We start from the raw sequence: 18,511 nt of genomic DNA, 5'->3' as shown, positions 1-18,511 counted from the left end.
CGGCGGAAAGAAAGAAGGGACAGCATTTGAAGCAACCGAAACGACGGATAGGCTTCCGCGCTTTTATTTATTTGGTAACCTTTGTGGTTATCGTATATGTTGTAGTATTTATGAACACGCCGTATATCGTGTATCGTCCGGGCAGCGCCTCCGAGGTTGCGCCTATGATTCAGGTGGAGAACGCCGATCCGCAGGAGCAGGGGACATTTATGATGACAACGGTATCCGCCAGTTATGCCAATGTGGCACTGCTGGTCATGTCCATGTTCAATTCCTACGCGGAAATTGTGGCCAAGGAGACGAGGCTGGGCGACCGGACGGAGCAGGAGTACGCCGCTGAACAGGTCTATTATATGAGCAGCTCGCAGTCGTCCGCCGTCCAGGCCGCTTACCGGGCGGCCAAGGTGCCTTTTGAAGAGGTCACCGATTATTTATATGTGTTCTCCGTTCCGGAGAGCGGCAATAAGGAGCAATTCCGTCCCGGAGACCGGCTTCTGACGGTATCCGGACAGGGTGTGACTGATGCTGAAGCGCTGGCTAAGCTGCTGTCGTCCCATGCCATCGGCGACCAGGTTGAGGTTACCCTGCAGCGGGACGGCAGGGAATTGAGCGAGCAGGTGAAGCTTGTTGAGATCAAAGACAAGGAGAGCTCGGCCGTCCGTCCCGGACTGGGCATCAGTATCGGCGCCGTTCAGAAGGTAGAGCCGCAGGAAGAGGGCCGGGATATCAGCTTTGTGGATACCGAGGTGGGAGGCCCTTCGGCGGGCCTGATGTTTACCATGGAAATCTATAACCGGCTCACCCCGGGGGATTTGAGCAAGGGCTACCGGGTAGCGGGCACGGGGACCATTGATGCCGAAGGCCAGGTTGGGCCTATCGGCGGCGTGAAGCATAAGATCGTCGCCGCAGACCGTGAAGAAGCGGAGATTTTCTTTGTTCCGGTCAAGAATTACGAGGAGGCAAAAGCGCGGGCCGACCAGATCGGCACCCGGATGAAGCTGGTGCCGGTCTCCACGCTGGATGAGGCGCTGAACTATATGAAGGAGCTGCCGGTTAAACCATAACCGGCGGCAGCAAATAGTCGGCAAGCAGCTCTTGCCGCTGCGGCGCGGCGAAGGCTGTGGCATACACTCCCGCAGCAGCAATGTCCTGCTGCAGCATTGGATGATTGAACCGGGACGGACTGGTGACCACCGGCAGGGAAGCGGAGTGTTTCATCCGTTTCAGCAGCTGCCTTCCGGCCGCGCTGAAGCCAAGGACCCGCAGATACGCCGGGCCTTGGGCCAGCTGCTGTGGAGTCATTTCCTCCCTGCGGTGGTTCAGCAGGGTGTGAAGGAGCAGGCGCTGGAGCCGGGTGTGCGTATAGCGTTTGCTCTTCAGTCCAAGCAGCAGCCCATCGAATGTGAAGGGCTCCAGCTCGCTGAATACACGAAGCAGCCGGTTCTCCAGGCCTTCGTTCATGTCGTGCAGGCCGCGGAGTTCCGCAGCGCTGCGCGTTAACAGTGTATGGCGCAGAGGCAGCCGGAAATCCTCCAGCGTGACCGGACCCCGGCCCGCCGCCAGCTCTCTGTCCAGAATGGACAGGCTGTAGTCCGGCAGGTATGGCGCCGGAGAACCGCCTTCCGCCAGCAGACGGCGGACCGCGGTCGCACTGGCAATGCTTGAACCCGGCTGCAGCGGGTCATGGAACCCGGCGCCGGTGCGCGGCACCGTCAGCGGGACTATGCCGCTCTTCAGCCGCTCAAGGGCGATGAGATAGTGCAGCCCGAGGCTGTTGTTGGGCTGGCGGAGAAGGTGCAGCACCGCCGCCGGTTCCTCTTCTCCCAGGAAAGACCCTTGGGATGAAGCATTCCAAGCCTCAGCAGCGGCTTCGCTGTATGCGGCGGGGAAGCTCGCGCCAAGCGACATACGGCGGCTGATGTCCGCCTTGAGCTGTTCGTTCTCGGCGGCCAGGAATTTCGCCAGCGGCCGCAGCTGCTCCAGGCTGCCGGCTTCGGAGCCGAAGCAGAGACTGCCGACAACGCCGGTTGCCGCCAGCAGGGAGACCGCGCCGAAGGCGAACCACTCTGCTGGCTGAACGGCGTAGGCCACCGGCAGCTCGATGACGAGGTCGGCGCCCATGCGCAGCGCCATCTCGGTCCGTGCCTGCTTGCTGACGGCGGCAGGCTCGCCGCGCTGGGTGAACGGCCCGCTCATGACGACGATGACATGGTCTGCGCCGGACAAGCGCTTGGCCTCCCGGAAATGGTGGACATGCCCGTTATGTAGAGGATTATATTCTGCGATAATGCCGACTGTGTTCACTGGTTGCTTCACTCCGGTTATCATATTCAGGACAATTTAATAGTTCTATCATAAATTGTCCGCTTCCTTGAAACAATATCAAGGGAAAATGATTGACAAACTCCGGTAATAATAGGTATAATAAATTTTGTTTGTTTGGAGTGATGATTATGAAGATTCACTTTCGCAAAGTAGCAAACGCCGACGCACCTGTACATTTCCATGAAACGCTGGACGTAAGCGGGTTTGTCAAAGGGCGTAAGGATATTGTTGCCGTTGCACCGCTCTCAGTGGACCTTAATGCGCTGCCCGCGGATACCGATCAGGTGAACGTGGTGGGGAAACTGACAGGAAGTGTGGACATGTTATGCTCACGCTGCCTTACAGAGGTTAAGACGAAGCTTGATATTCCTTTTGCTGAGACTTACCAGTGGCTGAAACAGCCCGAGCCTCCCGAAGATGAAGATGAGGATATCATCTACATCAAGGATGAGACTGTGGAGCTCACTCCGTTCGTGGAGGAACACTTCGTACTGCACTTGCCGGATTCGGTATTGTGCAAGGCAGACTGTCTTGGTCTTTGTCACACATGCGGACAAAATTTGAACGAAGGCACCTGCAGTTGCGACAACACAGTGATCGATCCAAGATTCGCTGCGTTGAAAGGACTCTTTACCAAGCAAGATGACTAAGAACCAATCCCGCAGAAAGCGCGGGTTCACAAGGAAACCAGGAGGTGTTAACACATGGCAGTACCTCAACGCAGAACGTCCAAGACACGTCGCGACAAACGTCGTACTCACTTCAAGCTGGTAGTTCCAGGCATGGTGAAATGCGAGCAATGCGGCGAGCTGAAATTGGCTCACCACGTTTGCAAAGTTTGCGGAACGTACAAAGCAAGAGAGATCATCAAGCAATAGTCTTTATACAGGGAAACACCTCATCTTCGGATGGGGTGTTTTTTTGTGTATGCACAAAAGCAAAGCCATCATTATATTCCCGGAAAAGAAAAAGAGTTACGGGATACATCGTGTATGTGTAATTTTTGTAGAATATATGTATAATGTTTGTACACAGCCTAAAGGAGATGAAAACTATTGAATGAGACGATTATGCACCCATGTGAGGAGGAACGCTGTGTAAGCCGAAGCGCACAGCGTTATTCTAGCACTCTTGTTGACAGACTGGTCGATAGGCGGTGCTCGGGATGATCAGGATTACCTTTTGGAGCTGGTACTGTATTGGTGCGCTGCTGCTCATTTTTTTCAGCGTTCCGGCGGGTCTGCAATTTTCCAATGGCCTGTTTCTCGTATTCTACGCGCTATATGCGGGGGAATTGCTGTTACAGAGTGCCCGCCGTGCGCATATGACCGGCCAGTCAGTTCCGGGATCGCTGCCGCAGAAGCGGAGTTACTTCTTCTGGTCCGCCGCGATGATTTGGCTTGGCGGGATGGCAGTGGAGTGGTTCGGCGTTCACACCGGGCACTTATTCGGTAGTTATGAATATTCCGATATTCTGGGGCCGCTGCTGCTGAGTGTTCCGGTGACACTGGGATTTGCCTGGATTGCGGTAATCTGCAATGCTGTGCTGCTGAGCAGGGATTTCGGGCAGACCGGCTGGCGGCTTAAGCTGCTGAGGGCGCTTCAGGTCGGATTCTGGACGGTACTGCTGGATCTGGTGCTGGATCCTGTGGCCCATGCGAGGGGCTTCTGGTCCTGGGAAGGCGGCGGCTGGTTCTATCAGGTGCCGCTGAGTAATTTTGCCGGATGGCTGATCGCCGGTTCCATACTGTCGCTGTTCCTGCCTGCCGTCTCCTTGACGAAGCTGACTGTCCGGCGCGGGACCAGACTCTACCAGGGTGTGCTGATCCTGTTCGGACTGGTGGCCCTGCGGGAAGGGCTTCCGCTCTGCATGGTCATCGCCTGTGCAGGAATTGTTCTATCTGAAGGGAGCCTGCGTTATGCTCAAAGCCGCCAAATCCAAAAGCTTTAATGCGCTGTTCCGCCGTTATAATTCATGGTATCTGCTGCGGAGGCATTTCCGTTTCATCGGTATATCAGGTGATTTACAGCCAGCCTCAGCAGGGAATAGTCCGGTACTTTATCTGATGAACCACAGCTCCTGGTGGGACGGGCTGCTGGCTTATCATGCTGCGGCGGCATTAACTGCCCGTGAGCATTATTTCATGATGGAGGAGGCGCAGCTGCGCAAATTTTCCTTCTTCCGCCGGTTGGGCGCTTACTCTATCAACCGCGGTGAACCGGCGGATGTCGGCGCATCGCTGCGGTATACAGCCGCTCTGCTGCGTGCCGGAGATAGCGTCTGGATGTATCCCGAAGGAGAGCTTCTGCCGCTGGAGCACCGCCCGCTTACGCTGATGGACGGCGCCGCTGTCGTGCTGCGGATGTCTCCGCAGACGGCCGTTGTGCCCGTAACCCTGTACCACGGGCTGTTCTTCCATCCGAAGCCGGAGGCTACGCTGATGGCTGGAGAGCCGCTCCGGTATCACTGGAAGGACATGGACAGGCACAGGATCACGGCGATGCTAGGTGCCTGTCTGGAGGAGCAGTTGGACCGGCACAGGCAGACCGTGCTTGAGCATCAAGGCCATGTGCCCGAAGGCTTCAAGCCGCTCATCAAGTCCGGCAGCTCCATCCATGAACGCTATGACGCATGGAGGAGGGGAGGCCGATGACTGCTGTTCTTCAGGGAATTACGGCGCTGATCCTGCTGCAGCTGCTGTTTGCGCTGTGGAATGCGTCGCGGCTGCCGGTCTTGGGCGAGTCGCGCAGGAGAAAGATGCCGCAGCCTCTTAGAGCTGATGCGCCTGCTCTGTCCGTGCTTATTCCGGCCCGCGACGAGGCCGGGAATATCGCCGCTTGCTTGTCGTCTGTGCTTGCCTGCAGCACAGGCGGGAACGACATTGAAATCCTGGTGCTGGATGACCGGTCAGCAGACGGGACAGGCGGGCTGGCGGCCGCAGCCGGAGGAGAGCGTGTGCAGGTGCTAGCCGGCCGGGAGCTGCCGGAAGGCTGGGCGGGTAAATGCCATGCCTGCGCGCAGCTGTCCGAAGCTGCGGCAGGTGAATGGCTGCTGTATCTGGATGCGGATATCCGGCTGAAGCCGGAGGCGCTGGGTGCGGCGCTTGCCGCCGCAGGCAGCCAGGGGCGCGGCCTGATTACCGGCTTCCCGCGTCAAGTGACCGGGTCCTGGCTGGAGCGGCTGGCCGTCCCCTTGATGGTCTTTACAATTATCTGCCATCTGCCGGTTCCGCTGGTCCGGCGCTCGGGTGATCCGCGGTTTGTGGCCGCACACGGCGGATTTATGCTGATTCACCGCGAGAGCTATGCCCGTTGCGGAGGGCACCTCGGCATCCGGGATCAGCTGGTGGACGATATGGCGCTGGCGCGTGCGGTCAAGCGTGCGGGCGAGCCTGTTACCCTTGCGGATATCAGCGGCGTTACTGAAATGCGGATGTACCATAACGCCAGAGAAGTCTGGAACGGTTACCGCAAAAATATATATGCCGGCCTGGGCCGGAGTCCTGTGCTTCTACTGGGTGTATTGTTGTTCTACAGTCTGCTGTATATCTTTCCGGTAATAGCCGCATTCTGGGCTGTGTTTACCGGAGATATGCAGGCCCTGCTCTGGGCGGCCGCCGCTCTGGCCGGCGGCGCTGCAGTGAAACGGACGGCAGATGCGGCGGGCAGACAGCCGTTCTGGTTCTGTCTGCTGCTTCCGGCAAGCATGGCTTGTCTGATCGCCATCGCTGCCGGCTCCTGGCGCGGCGGCGCATCGGGCCGGGGATATGAATGGAAAGGGAGGCGTTATCAATGAACAGACAGGCGGTTATTATCGGGGCCGGCTTCGGCAGCCTCTCCTGTGCAGTCACGCTGGCAGCCAAGGGCTGGAAGGTCACTGTGCTGGAGAGACAGGCTCTGCCGGGCGGCAAGCTGCAGCGTGTAGCACTTCAGGGATATACGTTTGACCGGGGGCCCAGTACGATTACCATGCCGCATGTCTTCCGTTCACTCTATGAGCTTGCCGGTGCCGAGATGGAGGACTATGTACAGCTCTACGAGCTTGAACCGAGGACGCGGAATGTTTTTGCCGACGGGCATGTGGTTGATTTGTCCCGGGATGCCGGGTTTATGCGGGAACAGATTGCTGCGTACTCCCCCCGGGATGCCGCCCGGTATGCCGGGTTCATGGCCGAGGCAGAGAAGCTTTACCGGCTCAGCGAAAAGCAGTTCCTGAACCGGCTGCTGCTCTCCTGGAAGGAGAAGCTGTCTCCGGGACTTGCCGGCGATCTGCTGCGGGTCCGGCCGCTGGTTACGCTGCAGTCGCTGCTGAAGCGGTATTTCCGGCACCCCAATACGCTGGCACTGATGGGCCGTTACGCTACATACGTGGGCTCCTCCCCCTACCGGTCGCCGTCCATATTTGCCATGCTGGGGCATGTGGAAAGTGCTTTGGGCGTTTACGGGGTTAAGGGAGGCACGTATAAGCTTGTGGAGGGGCTGGTGGCGCTTTGCGGACGGCTGGGCGTGGAGATCATTACCGGTACAGAGGTAACCGGCATCTCGGTAGTCAATGGTGCGGCGGAGGGAGTGGAGACCACGCGCGGCTTCTATCCGGCCGGGACAGTGATTGCAGGCGGCGATGTGCTCACCGTCAGCCGGCTGCTGCCGCCGGAGAGCCGCCGGACCATGGGGGACCGCCGGATTGCAGGCTATGAGCCCTCATTGTCCGGCCTGGTCACACTTGCCGGGATAAGAAGGAAGTATGACCGGCTGCTGCATCATACGGTCTTCTTTCCCCGGGAATACGAGCCTGAATTTACAGACATCTTCGACAACAGACGCTCTCCGCAGCATCCGGCTGTGTATATCTGCTATTCCGGATATTCGGAGCCGGAAATGGCTCCGGCGGACGGCAGCAATCTGTTTATTCTGGCCAATGCGCCGTATGTGACAGATGACTGTGACTGGCGCAAGGAGGCGGAGGTATACGGGCGGCGGGTTATGCGGATGCTGGAGGCATCCGGTGTGGATGGACTGGACCAGGCGGAGGTTCTGCAGCGGTACACCCCGCAGGATATTGCTGCGGATACGCTGGCCCACCGGGGCGCCATTTACGGGATCTCCTCCAATTCCGTACGGCAGACGTTCTTCCGTCCCTCCAACCAGTCCCGGGAAGTGAAAGGCCTGTGGTATGTGGGCGGAACCACCCACCCCGGGGGAGGGACGCCGGTGGTCTCCCTGTCCGGGAGGCTGGTGGGCGAGCGGATCGCAGACGGGGGCTGACTGGCTGCCCGTCTTTTTGTGATTCACTAACCGGCAATGTATAATGAAGCGTGCCGCAGGCAATGAAGGCATTCCTGATGGTCGGCGGGGTGCCGGCTGGGGAGGAAGTAAAGACAAAGCTTTATTTTTGCGGCGGCATGATTTATACTACATATTAGTACCTGGTTCTAAATAAACGTGACAATAAAATAATCCTATTGAATACGGCCATTTTCCGGTGGCCGATTGCTTTGTGGGCAAGTGCCAGGAGGTGAGCCGCCATAGAGCGGATGTCCAAGAAAGAGCGTCAGCAGCAGCTGCTGCACATCATTGACGGGAACCCGTTTGTGACCGACCGGGAATTAACCCGGCAGCTGAAGGTGAGTATCCAGACGATCCGGCTTGACCGCCTGGAGCTGGGGATACCGGAATTGCGCGAACGGATGAAGCAGATGGCGGAGCATACGTATGATCAGGTCCGTTCCTTGCCGGCGGATGAGGTGGTCGGCGAGATTGTCGATCTGCAGCTGGACAAGAGCGGGATATCCATATTCGACATCCGGGAGGAGCATGTCTTCTCCAGAAACGGGATTGCCCGCGGACATTATGTGTTCGGCCAGGCGAATTCGCTGGCCGTTGCCGTGATCAACGATGAGATTGCCCTGACCGCATCCGCTGATATCCGCTTTGTGCGCATGGTGCGGCTGGGAGAGAAATGCATTGCCAAGGCGCAGGTGCGCTCCCTGGCCGGCCGGGGCGGCAAGGCGGAAGTGGACGTATTTACTTATGTCGGGGAAGAGTTGGTGTTTCAGGGCCATTTTATTGTGTACCGGTCCGGCAACGAAGAACACAGCGAAGGGGGAATACGCAGTGCTGATCGCCATTGACGCCATGGGCGGGGATCACGCGCCGGAGAGCAATGTGGAAGGCGCGTTGTCTGCAGCTGCGGAATGGAAGGATACTCAGATTGTGCTGGTCGGAGATGAAGCGAGGCTTGCACCGCTCCTGGCGAACAAGCCGTCCAATGTGACGGTGCGGCATGCCTCCGAAGTGATCGGCGGGGATGAGGAGCCGGTTAAGGCCGTCCGCCGCAAGAAGGATTCATCCATGGTCGTCGCCGGGCGCATGGTGCGCGAGGGCGAGGCCGAGGCGATGATCTCCTCGGGCAACACCGGCGCACTGATGACGACGGGGCTGCTCGTGGTGGGCCGGATGGAAGGCATTGAGCGTCCGGCGCTGGCGCCGATGATTCCGACACTCGACGATGTCGGTGTACTGGCGCTTGATCTTGGTGCGAACATGGATGCGAAGCCCCAGCATCTCGCGCAGTATGCGCTGATGGGCAGCATTTACCGCAACAAGGTGCATGGCATTGTGAGGCCGCGTGTCGGTCTCCTGAATGTCGGGGCAGAGCCGGGCAAGGGCAACGAACTCACCAAAGAAGCCTATCCGCTGCTGGAGTCGATGACGAACATTCATTTTGTGGGCAATGTGGAAGCGCGCGATGTGCTGACCGGGGCCTGCGATGTGCTGGTCTGCGACGGCTTCGCCGGCAATATACTCCTGAAGACGCTGGAAGGGACCGCCGGGGCGATGTTCTCGCTGCTGAAGGAGCAGTTCTCCCGCTCGTTCAAGACGAAGCTGGGCGCAGCGATGCTGATGCCTGAGCTGAGAGCCTTGAAGGGCAAGCTGGATTACAAGGAACACGGCGGGGCTCCGCTGCTCGGTCTTAGCGGTCTGGTCGTCAAAGGTCATGGTTCATCGGACGGCAATGCTGTCAAGAATGCGGTCAGACAGGCGCGGCTGGCGCTTCAGTCGGGTCTGGTTACCGGCATATCCAAGGAAATTAGCGGGAAGTGAGTGAAAGAAATGAACAGTCTGCGACCCATCGGGATTATCGGAACCGGCAAATATGTGCCGGAGAGAATATTAACCAACAGTGATTTGGAACAAATGGTGGAGACCAACGATGAGTGGATCGTCAGCCGCACCGGCATCCGCGAACGCCATATCGCCGCCGAGCATGAGGCGACCTCCGATCTGGCTTATGAAGCCGCGCTCAAGGCGCTGGCTTCGGCCGGTATGAAGGCCGAGGACCTGGAGCTGATCATCGTGGCGACGATTACGCCCGATACCGCATTTCCGTCGACCGCCTGCATTCTGCAAGACAAGCTGGGCGCCAAGGGCGCGGCGGCGTTCGATCTGTCCGCGGCGTGCTCCGGCTTTGTCTACAGTCTGGCTACAGCGACCAGCTTCCTGCAGACCGGAATGTACAACAACGCACTGATTATCGGTGCAGACACCCTTTCGCGGATTACCGATTACACCGACCGCAACACCTGCGTGCTCTTTGGTGACGGTGCGGGAGCGGTTGTTCTGGGCGAGGTGCCGCAGGGCAGAGGCTTCAAGTCGTTCGACCTGGGTGCGGAAGGTGCAGGCGGCAGCCTGCTCAAGCTGGAGGCGGGCGGCTCCCGTCTGCCTGCTTCGCCGCAAACGCTGGAAGACAAGAAGCACTTTATTTATATGAACGGCCGCGAGGTGTTTAAATTTGCGGTGCGGGTAATGGGCACAGCTACAGAGCGTGTGCTGGAGAAGGCCGGACTGGACAAGACGGACATCGACCTCTTCGTACCGCATCAGGCCAATATCCGGATCATCCAGTCCGCAATGCAGCGCCTGGAGCTGTCGGAAGAGAAGTGTGTCATCAACGTTGACCGTTATGCCAACACCTCCGCAGCCTCAATTCCGCTGGCGCTTGTGGAAGCGGCGGAAGAAGGACGGATGAAGGAAGGCGATACCGTGCTGATGGTCGGGTTCGGCGGCGGCCTGACCTGGGGAGCTTCCGTACTGGTCTGGTAAGAACAACTTCAGAATTTCATTTACAGACAGAAAGCCCGGATGTGAAGACAAGGACTGAGACATCCGGGCATTGAAGAGGGAGTTGCTGCAAGTGGGTAAAATTGCATATATTTTTCCTGGCCAGGGTGCGCAGAGTGTCGGCATGGGTAAGGATGTGTATGAAGCTCTTCCGGAGAGCCGCGCAGTGTTCGCCAAAGGGGACGAGGCGCTGGGATTCGGGCTGAGCCGGCTGATCTTTGAGGGGCCGGACAGCGAGCTGAAGCAGACCGTGAATACCCAGCCAGCGCTGGTTACGGCAAGCGTTGCTTATCTGCAGGCGCTCGGCGAGCAGTTCGGCAAGCCCGATTACGTTGCGGGACATAGCCTGGGCGAGTACAGCGCATTGGTCGCGGCAGGCGTGCTGTCTTATGAGGATGCCGTCCGCCTGGTCCGCCTGCGCGGACAATTCATGGAAGAAGCGGTGCCCGGAGGACAGGGGGCGATGGCGGCTGTGCTCGGCGCCGACCGTGAAGCTCTCGATACCTTATGCAAGGACATTACGTCAATTGGCCACTCCGTGGAACTGGCAAATGTCAATTGTCCGGGACAAATTGTCGTGTCCGGTACACTTACCGGTGTAAATGCGGTGATCGAACGGGTTAAGGAAGCCGGAGCCAAGCGGGCCATACCGCTGGAGGTCAGCGGCCCGTTCCACTCCTCCTTAATGAAGGAAGCGGCGCAGCGTCTGGCTGCCGAACTGGAGAAGGTGGAGTTTCATGCACCTGCCGTGCCGATGATTGCCAACGTTACCGCTGAGCCGGTAACCGATCCTGAAGAGATCCGTGCGCTGCTGGTCCGTCAGGTATATTCGCCGGTGCTCTGGCAGGATACTGTGGAGTGGCTGATCGCCGCCGGCGTCGACACTTTCGTGGAGATCGGCTCGGGTGCAGTGCTGACCGGTCTTGTGCGCAAGGTAGACAAGACGGTCAAGACGGTCACCGTCAACAGTCTGGAGAGCGTTCAGACAGGCTGGTAACAAGCACGGGCAGCCTCGGCAGCCCTGCGAACCATCGAAAGGAGAGAGCTGCATGTTCTCAGCTTTAAAAGGTCAAACGGCCCTGGTCACCGGCGGCTCCCGCGGCATCGGCCGCAGTATTGCGCTGGCACTGGCCGAGCAGGGTGTGAAGGTTGCAGTCAATTATGCCGGCGGTGAAGCAGCCGCCCAGGAGACGGTTGCCCGCATTGCCGAGCTTGGCTCGGAAGGAATCGCGCTCAAGGGGAATGTTGGTCATTCCGCCGACGCCGACGCCCTGGTCAAGGAAGTGCTAAATACCTGGGGCCGCATTGATATTCTGATCAACAATGCGGGGATTACCCGCGATAATCTGATTATGCGGATGAAGGAAGAAGAATTCGACCAGGTGATTGAGACCAACCTAAAGGGCGTATTCAACTGCCTGAAGGCCGCCACCCGTCCTATGATGAAGCAGCGCTACGGCCGGATCATCAACATCTCTTCGGTGGTGGGGGTTACCGGTAATCCGGGGCAGGCCAACTATTCGGCCGCCAAGGCGGGAATCTTCGGCCTGACCAAATCGGCTGCCCGGGAGCTGGCCTCCCGCGGCATTACCGTGAACTGCATTGCTCCGGGCTTTATAGACACCGATATGACCCGCGAGCTGTCCGATGATGTCCGCAGCGAGCTGGAAAAGGGGATTCCCCTGGCCCGGCTCGGGCGTACGGAGGACATTGCCAACGCGGCTTTATTCCTGGCCTCTGAAGGGGCCGCCTACATGACGGGCCAAACGCTGCATGTCGACGGCGGCATGTACATGTAAGGCTATTTAAGAGCCTGCAATGCTTAGGGGGAAGAGGTATGAAGCGGGCCGGAAAGCGTTTTTGGCGCTCTATGGTATTTTGACTTCATATCTCGTATAATACCAAAAGAGGAGGTGAACCGGATGTCCGATGTATTGGAGCGTGTAAAGCGCATTGTCATCGACCGTTTAGGTGCCGATGAAGCTGAGGTAACCTTAGAAGCGTCTTTCAAAGATGATTTAGGTGCTGATTCGCTAGATGTAGTTGAATTGGTTATGGAATTGGAAGATGAATTCGATATGGAAATCTCTGATGAAGATGCAGAGAAAATTACGACCGTGGGTGAAGTTGTGAAGTACATACAATCTCATACCTAGTGTCCTATGATTGAGGGTCCCGTTCCTGCTAGGGCGGGACTTCTCCTCATTTTCAGCGCCTGAAGGTGTACGCTTTCCATGAAGAAGGGAATAATAACAGCAGCGAAGGCAAGGACTCTGCGTGCTGTAGTTTATATAGATCGACCAAGCCAGAAGCATAAGATAATACGTTGCAGTTACAGCTACAGATGAGGTGATATTGTTTGAGTCATAGAGTGGTTATTACAGGAATGGGAGTATTAACATCGCTGGGCAAGGACCTGGAGACCTTCTGGGACAGCCTGATGAGCGGAAAATCCGGTGTATCGGCAATCGAGGCCTTTGATGTCAGCGACTATACAACGCAGATTGCCGCATCGGTTAAAGATTTCGATCCTGAAGGAATGTTCGGCCGCAAGGAAGCCCGCAAGATGGACCGCTTCGTGCAGTTTGCCCTGGCCGCAGGCCAGGATGCGCTGCAGGACAGCGGACTCGTCCTGGGGGAGAACATTGACGCCGAGCGGATCGGCGTATCGGTTGGATCAGGCATCGGCGGATTGGGGACCTGGGAGGACAATCATAATCTCCTGCTTGAAAAAGGCCCCAAGCGTGTCAGCCCGTTCTTCATTCCGATGATGATCGCCAATATGGGTTCCGGACAGATTTCGATCAGTCTGGGAGCGAAGGGTCCGAACACAACGACGGTAACGGCCTGTGCGACTGGCAGTCATTCCATCGGCGAATCGTTCCGCCTGATCCAGCGCGGCGATGCCGACGCCATGATCTGCGGCGGCTCGGAAGCGACGATCCGTCCGACCGGGATGGCCGGCTTCTGTGCGATGCGCGCGATGTCGACGCGCAACGATGAGCCGGAGAAGGCCAGTCGGCCGTTTGATACGGACCGTGACGGCTTTGTCATGGGCGAAGGCGCCGGCATTCTGATTCTGGAATCGCTGGAGCATGCGCAGCAGCGCGGTGCCCGGATTTATGCCGAAGTGATCGGCTATGGCCTGAGCGCGGATGCGCATCATATGACTGAGCCCGATCCCGACGGTGCGGCCCGTTGCATGAAGATGGCGATCCGCGACGCCGGCATTGCGCCGGAAGAGATCGACTACATCAACGCGCACGGAACATCGACGCCTGTCGGCGACAAGTCGGAAACGGCAGCCGTGAAGAAGGCGCTGGGCGACCATGCCTATAAGGTTGCTGTCAGCTCCACGAAGTCGATGACCGGGCATTTACTCGGCGCGGCCGGCGGTGTGGAGGCCATTATTTGCGGGCTGTCGCTGCAGAAGGGCATGATTGCGCCTACGATTAATCTGGACAATCAGGACCCGGAATGCGATCTTGATTATGTGCCGAATGTGCCGCGTCAGGCGGACATCAACATTGCGATGTCCAACTCGTTCGGTTTCGGCGGCCACAACGCAACTGTAATTCTCAAAAAATTCAATCAGTAAGGGGACAGTGCGGTGAAAGGAGACCTGAAGCAGTTACAGAACCAACTTCACATCCAATTTCACGATCCTGCACTTCTGAAGCAAGCCTTTACCCATGCATCCTATGTCAACGAACACCGGTTCAATCAGCACCAGGACAATGAGCGGCTGGAATTTCTCGGCGATGCGGTCCTGGAGCTGACGGTGTCCGAATATTTGTACAATTTGCTGCCGGACAGACCGGAAGGCGAATTGACCAAGCTGCGGGCCGCCATCGTGTGCGAGCCCTCACTGGTCAAATTCGCGGAAAGCCTCGGCTTCGGTAAATATGTGCTGCTGGGCAAAGGGGAGGAGCTTACGGGCGGACGTACCCGCCCGGCCTTGCTGGCCGATGTGTTCGAGTCTTTCGTGGGAGCGCTTTACCTGGATCAGGGTCTGGAGACGGTGCGGAAGTTTCTGGACGAGTCCATTTTCCCGCTGGTGGAGACGGACGGCAAGCTGCAGATGCAGATCAGCGACTTCAAGACAGAACTGCAGGAACTCATTCAGCATCACGGGCTTGGAACCCTGGAGTACCGGATTATTGAAGAGCGGGGACCTGCCCATGAGCGGGAATTTGTCTCCGAGGTCTCTATGGGAAGCCGTTCGCTCGGCAAGGGCAGCGGCCGTTCCAAGAAGGAAGCGGAGCAGCGGGCTGCGGCTGCGGCACTGCTGCAGCTGAAGGAAGACGGAGCCTCATAAGGCGCCGGAGAATAACGCGTGCGGAGGAGAGCAGCAAGTGGTCTGAAACGCCGGATGAACTGGCGCAGTCAGACCTTTGCTGCTCTTTTTCAACCTTATTGAAATGAATGAATTTGCGGGGTTATTCTAGGGGTAAGGACGCTGTGGTATAATGATGCAGAGGTGACTAAACTGTTATGTTTTTGAAACGGATCGAATTAGCCGGCTTTAAATCATTCGCCGACAAGACGGAAATGGAGTTTGTGCGCGGCATTACGGCGGTAGTTGGCCCGAACGGCAGCGGCAAGAGCAACATTTCCGACGGTATCCGCTGGGTACTGGGCGAACAAAGCGCCAAGTCGCTGCGCGGCGGCAAGATGGAGGATATCATATTTGCCGGCAGCGATGCGCGCAAAGCGGTCAACTACGGCGAAGTATCGCTGACCCTGGATAACGAGGATCATGCACTGCCGCTTGATTTCAGTGAGGTGACGGTTACACGCCGGGTCCACCGCAGCGGGGACAGCGAGTATCTGATTAATAAACAGGCCTGCCGGCTGAAGGATATTACCGAGCTGTTCATGGATACCGGCATCGGCCGCGAAGCCTATTCCATTATCGGACAAGGCCGGATTGAAGAGATTTTGAGTACGCGGTCCGAGGACCGGCGCGGGATTTTTGAAGAGGCTTCAGGCATTGTGAAATATAAATCGCGCAAAAAGGACGCTGGCCGCAAGCTGGATGAAACGGAGCAGAACCTGCTGCGGATTCATGATCTGATCAGTGAGCTGGAAGACCAGGTCGGTCCGCTTAAGGATCAGTCCGAAAAGGCGATTCGCTATAAGGAGCTGCGGGAGCAGCTGAAGCAGCTGGAAATATCCGTGTATGTGCACCAGATTGAAGGGATACATACGGCCTGGCAGGAAGGCAATGCCCGGCTGGAGACCTTGAAGGTGGAACAGCTTGAGCTGTCGACGGTTGTATCTGCCCATGACGCCAAGCTGGAGAGCGGCCGGGCAGAGCTGCGGACACTGGAGGAGCAGGTGGAGAAGCTGCAGGAGCAGCTGCTGCGCTACAGTGAAGCTACGGAGAAGAGCGAAGGCTTCGGAGAAGTCCTGAAGGAACGCAAACGCAATCTGGAGAACAACCGCGAGCAGTTGCTGGCTACCCTGGGATCAGTGGGTGAACGCTCCGAGGGACGGCAGCGGGAGCTGGCGGAGCTGGAGCATAAGCTGGAGCTGTCCCGCCAGTCGCTGGAGAAGCTTCGCGGTGAGCTTGCCGCCGAAGAAGAGCGGCTGGAAGGCGTCAGCGGCGGGATCAGCCAGAGCAAGGAAGAGTCGCTGAAGAGCGGTCTCCTGGAGCTGATGAACCTGATGGCCCAGGCGCGCAATGAGATCCGCTACGCTGACCAGCAGAAGGAGAACCTGGAGCGGCGCATGAGCCGCAGCAAGGAAGAGAGCGGAAAGTGGACCGCCCGGCTGGCCGAGCTGACCTCTGCCCAGAAGGGGCTGAAGGATCGAATTGCCGCGCTTGGCCAGGAGATCGGTACGCTGCGCAATGCGTATATCTCGGAGAGCGAACAGACCAGCAAGCGCCAGAAGTTGCTGGAGGAGACGCAGACAGGTCTGCGCAAATGGGAGCAGAAGCGCGAGGCACAGGTATCGCGGCATGATACGATGAAGGAAATGCAGGATGATTTCGACGGATTCATGCTGGGCGTCAAAGAGGTGCTGAAGGCATCCCGCAAAGGGCAGCTCAGCGGTGTGCATGGTGCCGTCGCCGAGCTGATTGCCGTACCGGAGAAGCTGGAGCTGGCAGTGGAAACTGCGCTTGGCGCTTCGCTTCAGCATGTAGTCATGGAGAATGAGGCTGTGTCCAGACAGGCGATTGCGTTCCTGAAGCAGCGCCAGCTGGGGCGTGCCACCTTCCTGCCGCTGGATGTTATCCGGCCGCGGCAGATCAGCGGGGGCGACCGCAGTATGGTGGAGGGCGCTGAAGGATTCGTCGGCATCGGCTCCGAGCTGGTCGGCTATGACGAGCGGTATTCCAGCATCGTCGGCAGCCTGCTCGGCAACCTGATTATTGCCGAGAACCTGGAGCAGGCCAACCGGATTGCCGCCAAATGCCAATACCGCTACCGCGTGGTGACGCTGGAGGGCGATATTGTCAACGCCGGCGGCTCCATGACCGGCGGTAGCCAGCACAAAAAGAACAACAGCCTGCTCAGCCGCAAACGCCAGCTCGACCAGCTGGCGGGAGAAATTACGGAGACGGAGCAGCAGATTGCCAAGCTGAAGCAGGGCATCGGCCGGCTGCGCGAAGAGCAAAGCAGCGCGGCGGAGAAGCTGGAGCAGCTGCGACATGACGGCGACGAGAAGCGGCTCGAAGAGCAGCGCGTCTCTGGCGACCTGAAGCAGCTGGAGCAGGAGCTGCGCCATGTCCAGGAGCAGGTGGACGGCGCGGGAGCAGAGCACAGCAGCTTCGAGAGCGAGCTGCGCGCGCTGGAAGAAAGCCGCATCCAGGCGGTGGCCGAGCTGGCACGGCTGGAAGGCGAAGAGAAGGCGGCCCACGAGGCCATCCGGCAGGCCGAATCCGACCGTAAGGCCAGCGAATCGGCCAAGGAGGAGCTGCAGGGTAAGCTGACCGGGATGAAGGTGGCCGAGGGCAAGCTGGACCAGGAGATCTTCTCCCTGGAAGAGCAGCTGCGGCGCATGCGGCAGGATGCCGGGTCGCAGGAGAAGGAGCTGCGCCAGAGCCGCAGCCTGCTGATGACCATCGAGCAGGATCTCGCCGAAAATGTGCGTGAAGCCGTGAAGCAGAAGGAAGGCCTGAACAGCTACCGGCTGAAGAAGGACGAAACCGCAGCCGCACTTGATCTGGCCCGCGCGGACCGCGCGGCACTGACCCGCAAGCTGGAGCTGGCGGAAGGCGAGACCAAGGATCAGCGTCAGGCACTGCGCGCAGTGGAGGACAAGCTCCGTTCGACCGAGGTCGCCGTCGGGCGGCTGGACGTCGAGCTGGACAATATTCTGCGCAAGCTGAGCGACGACTATGAGCTCAGCTATGAGCTGGCCAAGCAGCGTTATCCGGTGCCGGAGGATGTTCCTGCGGCGCAGCTCGAAGTGCAGCGGCTGAAGCGCAGCATCTCGGCGCTGGGCGAGGTGAATCTGGGCGCGATTGAGGAATATCAGCGCGTCCATGAGCGTTACACCTTCCTGAGCAGCCAGAAGGACGATCTGGTAGAAGCGAAGACCACACTCTATCAGGTCATCCGCGAGATGGAAGAAGAAATGTCGAAGCGATTCAAGCAGACCTTCGACGCGATCCGCAGGGAGTTCGGCACGGTATTCACCAAGCTGTTCGGCGGCGGCCGCGCCGATCTGATGCTGCTGGACCCGGAGCATATGCTCGATACGGGGATCGACATCGTTGCCCAGCCGCCCGGGAAGAAGCTGCAGAACCTGCAGCTGCTCTCCGGCGGCGAACGCGCCTTGACGGCGATGGCGCTGCTGTTTGCCATTCTGCAGGTCAAGCCTGTACCGTTCTGCGTACTGGATGAAGTGGAAGCTGCGCTGGATGAAGCCAATGTGGTCCGCTTTGCCCAATACCTGCGCGAGTTCTCCGAGCAGACGCAGTTTATCGTCGTCACGCACCGCAAGGGCACGATGGAGGAAGCGGATGTGCTGTATGGGGTAACTATGGAGGAAGGCGGCGTATCCAAGCTGGTCTCCGTGAGGCTCGAAGACGAGGAAGCGGAAATTGCCTGAT

17 protein-coding genes are annotated in these 18,511 nt (G+C 58.4%); 16 read left to right on the top strand and 1 reads right to left on the bottom strand.

The genetic code is table 11. The features are described from left to right. Positions 1 to 26 precede the first annotated feature (26 nt). Positions 27 to 1,064 (top strand): SepM family pheromone-processing serine protease, encoded by a 1,038-nt coding sequence (locus F1379_RS07950; protein ID WP_150268253.1) that lies wholly within the window; start codon positions 27 to 29, stop codon positions 1,062 to 1,064. On the opposite strand, the gene F1379_RS07945 is transcribed toward F1379_RS07950, so the two are convergent. Then, on the bottom strand, positions 1,054 to 2,304 hold the full coding sequence (locus F1379_RS07945; protein ID WP_150268250.1) for a nucleotidyltransferase: 1,251 nt from the start codon (positions 2,302 to 2,304) through the stop codon (positions 1,054 to 1,056). The genes F1379_RS07950 and F1379_RS07945 overlap by 11 nt on opposite strands. 149 nt (positions 2,305 to 2,453) lie before the next feature. On the opposite strand from F1379_RS07945, the gene F1379_RS07940 reads away from it, so the two are divergent. The 15 genes from F1379_RS07940 (at position 2,454) to smc (ending at position 18,510) form a co-directional block, all read left to right on the top strand. Continuing rightward, complete coding sequence (locus tag F1379_RS07940; RefSeq protein WP_150268248.1) at positions 2,454 to 2,975, top strand: YceD family protein; 522 nt, start codon at positions 2,454 to 2,456, stop codon at positions 2,973 to 2,975. 54 nt (positions 2,976 to 3,029) lie between these two features. After that, positions 3,030 to 3,203, top strand: a complete 174-nt coding sequence (gene rpmF, locus F1379_RS07935; protein WP_019911234.1) for a 50S ribosomal protein L32 — start codon at positions 3,030 to 3,032, stop codon at positions 3,201 to 3,203. Positions 3,204 to 3,490: 287 nt separating this feature from the next. Then, positions 3,491 to 4,276, top strand: coding sequence for a carotenoid biosynthesis protein (locus tag F1379_RS07930; protein WP_150268246.1), 786 nt, complete (start codon positions 3,491 to 3,493; stop codon positions 4,274 to 4,276). Then, positions 4,245 to 4,979, top strand: coding sequence for a lysophospholipid acyltransferase family protein (locus F1379_RS07925; RefSeq protein ID WP_150268244.1), 735 nt, complete (start codon positions 4,245 to 4,247; stop codon positions 4,977 to 4,979). The genes F1379_RS07930 and F1379_RS07925 overlap by 32 nt, the downstream gene beginning before the upstream one ends. Continuing rightward, positions 4,976 to 6,121: a glycosyltransferase family 2 protein gene (locus tag F1379_RS07920; RefSeq protein ID WP_150268242.1), complete on the top strand. Its 1,146-nt coding sequence runs from the start codon at positions 4,976 to 4,978 to the stop codon at positions 6,119 to 6,121. The genes F1379_RS07925 and F1379_RS07920 overlap by 4 nt, the downstream gene beginning before the upstream one ends. Next, positions 6,118 to 7,590 carry a phytoene desaturase family protein gene (locus tag F1379_RS07915; RefSeq protein WP_150268240.1) on the top strand — a complete coding sequence of 491 codons (1,473 nt, stop codon included), beginning with the start codon at positions 6,118 to 6,120 and terminating at the stop codon, positions 7,588 to 7,590. The genes F1379_RS07920 and F1379_RS07915 overlap by 4 nt, the downstream gene beginning before the upstream one ends. Positions 7,591 to 7,859: 269 nt before the next feature. Further along, on the top strand, positions 7,860 to 8,456 hold the full coding sequence (gene fapR / locus F1379_RS07910; protein WP_150268238.1) for a transcription factor FapR: 597 nt from the start codon (positions 7,860 to 7,862) through the stop codon (positions 8,454 to 8,456). Continuing rightward, entirely contained in the window at positions 8,440 to 9,429 is a 990-nt protein-coding gene (plsX, locus tag F1379_RS07905; RefSeq protein ID WP_150268236.1) for a phosphate acyltransferase PlsX, read from the top strand. Before fapR ends, plsX begins: the two co-directional genes overlap by 17 nt. A gap of 9 nt (positions 9,430 to 9,438) precedes the next feature. Then, complete coding sequence (locus F1379_RS07900) at positions 9,439 to 10,428, top strand: beta-ketoacyl-ACP synthase III (RefSeq protein WP_150268234.1); 990 nt, start codon at positions 9,439 to 9,441, stop codon at positions 10,426 to 10,428. A 91-nt stretch (positions 10,429 to 10,519) separates the two neighbouring features. Further along, on the top strand, positions 10,520 to 11,443 hold the full coding sequence (fabD, locus tag F1379_RS07895; protein WP_150268232.1) for an ACP S-malonyltransferase: 924 nt from the start codon (positions 10,520 to 10,522) through the stop codon (positions 11,441 to 11,443). A gap of 52 nt (positions 11,444 to 11,495) precedes the next feature. Further along, a complete protein-coding gene (gene fabG, locus F1379_RS07890; RefSeq protein ID WP_150268230.1) occupies positions 11,496 to 12,245 on the top strand; it encodes a 3-oxoacyl-[acyl-carrier-protein] reductase in 750 nt (249 codons plus the stop codon). A gap of 123 nt (positions 12,246 to 12,368) precedes the next feature. Next, positions 12,369 to 12,602, top strand: coding sequence for an acyl carrier protein (locus F1379_RS07885; RefSeq protein ID WP_019911228.1), 234 nt, complete (start codon positions 12,369 to 12,371; stop codon positions 12,600 to 12,602). Between the two features lie 203 nt (positions 12,603 to 12,805). Then, a complete protein-coding gene (fabF, locus tag F1379_RS07880; protein ID WP_150268228.1) occupies positions 12,806 to 14,044 on the top strand; it encodes a beta-ketoacyl-ACP synthase II in 1,239 nt (412 codons plus the stop codon). Between the two features lie 12 nt (positions 14,045 to 14,056). Then, a complete protein-coding gene (gene rnc, locus F1379_RS07875; protein WP_150268226.1) occupies positions 14,057 to 14,764 on the top strand; it encodes a ribonuclease III in 708 nt (235 codons plus the stop codon). Between the two features lie 176 nt (positions 14,765 to 14,940). Further along, the gene (gene smc / locus F1379_RS07870) at positions 14,941 to 18,510 is read left to right on the top strand and encodes a chromosome segregation protein SMC (RefSeq protein WP_150268222.1); all 3,570 of its coding nucleotides are present in this window, start codon (positions 14,941 to 14,943) and stop codon (positions 18,508 to 18,510) included. Position 18,511: the final 1 nt, after the last annotated feature.

Origin of the sequence: Paenibacillus tepidiphilus (assembly GCF_008635795.1) — a bacterium.
Taxonomy (GTDB): domain Bacteria; phylum Bacillota; class Bacilli; order Paenibacillales; family Paenibacillaceae; genus Paenibacillus_AQ; species Paenibacillus_AQ tepidiphilus.
This window is presented reverse-complemented; position numbering and strand designations above follow the sequence as displayed.

Bases quoted from the DNA above. Each gene is read 5' to 3' on its own strand.
- F1379_RS07940 (WP_150268248.1), top strand. From the start codon at position 2,454: ATGAAGATTCACTTTCGCAAAGTAGCAAACGCCGACGCACCTGTACAT.
- rpmF (WP_019911234.1), top strand. From the start codon at position 3,030: ATGGCAGTACCTCAACGCAGAACGTCCAAGACACGTCGCGACAAACGT.
- F1379_RS07930 (WP_150268246.1), top strand. From the start codon at position 3,491: ATGATCAGGATTACCTTTTGGAGCTGGTACTGTATTGGTGCGCTGCTG.
- F1379_RS07925 (WP_150268244.1), top strand. From the start codon at position 4,245: ATGCTCAAAGCCGCCAAATCCAAAAGCTTTAATGCGCTGTTCCGCCGT.
- F1379_RS07920 (WP_150268242.1), top strand. From the start codon at position 4,976: ATGACTGCTGTTCTTCAGGGAATTACGGCGCTGATCCTGCTGCAGCTG.
- F1379_RS07915 (WP_150268240.1), top strand. From the start codon at position 6,118: ATGAACAGACAGGCGGTTATTATCGGGGCCGGCTTCGGCAGCCTCTCC.
- fapR (WP_150268238.1), top strand. From the start codon at position 7,860: ATGTCCAAGAAAGAGCGTCAGCAGCAGCTGCTGCACATCATTGACGGG.
- F1379_RS07900 (WP_150268234.1), top strand. From the start codon at position 9,439: ATGAACAGTCTGCGACCCATCGGGATTATCGGAACCGGCAAATATGTG.
- fabG (WP_150268230.1), top strand. From the start codon at position 11,496: ATGTTCTCAGCTTTAAAAGGTCAAACGGCCCTGGTCACCGGCGGCTCC.
- F1379_RS07885 (WP_019911228.1), top strand. From the start codon at position 12,369: ATGTCCGATGTATTGGAGCGTGTAAAGCGCATTGTCATCGACCGTTTA.
- smc (WP_150268222.1), top strand. From the start codon at position 14,941: ATGTTTTTGAAACGGATCGAATTAGCCGGCTTTAAATCATTCGCCGAC.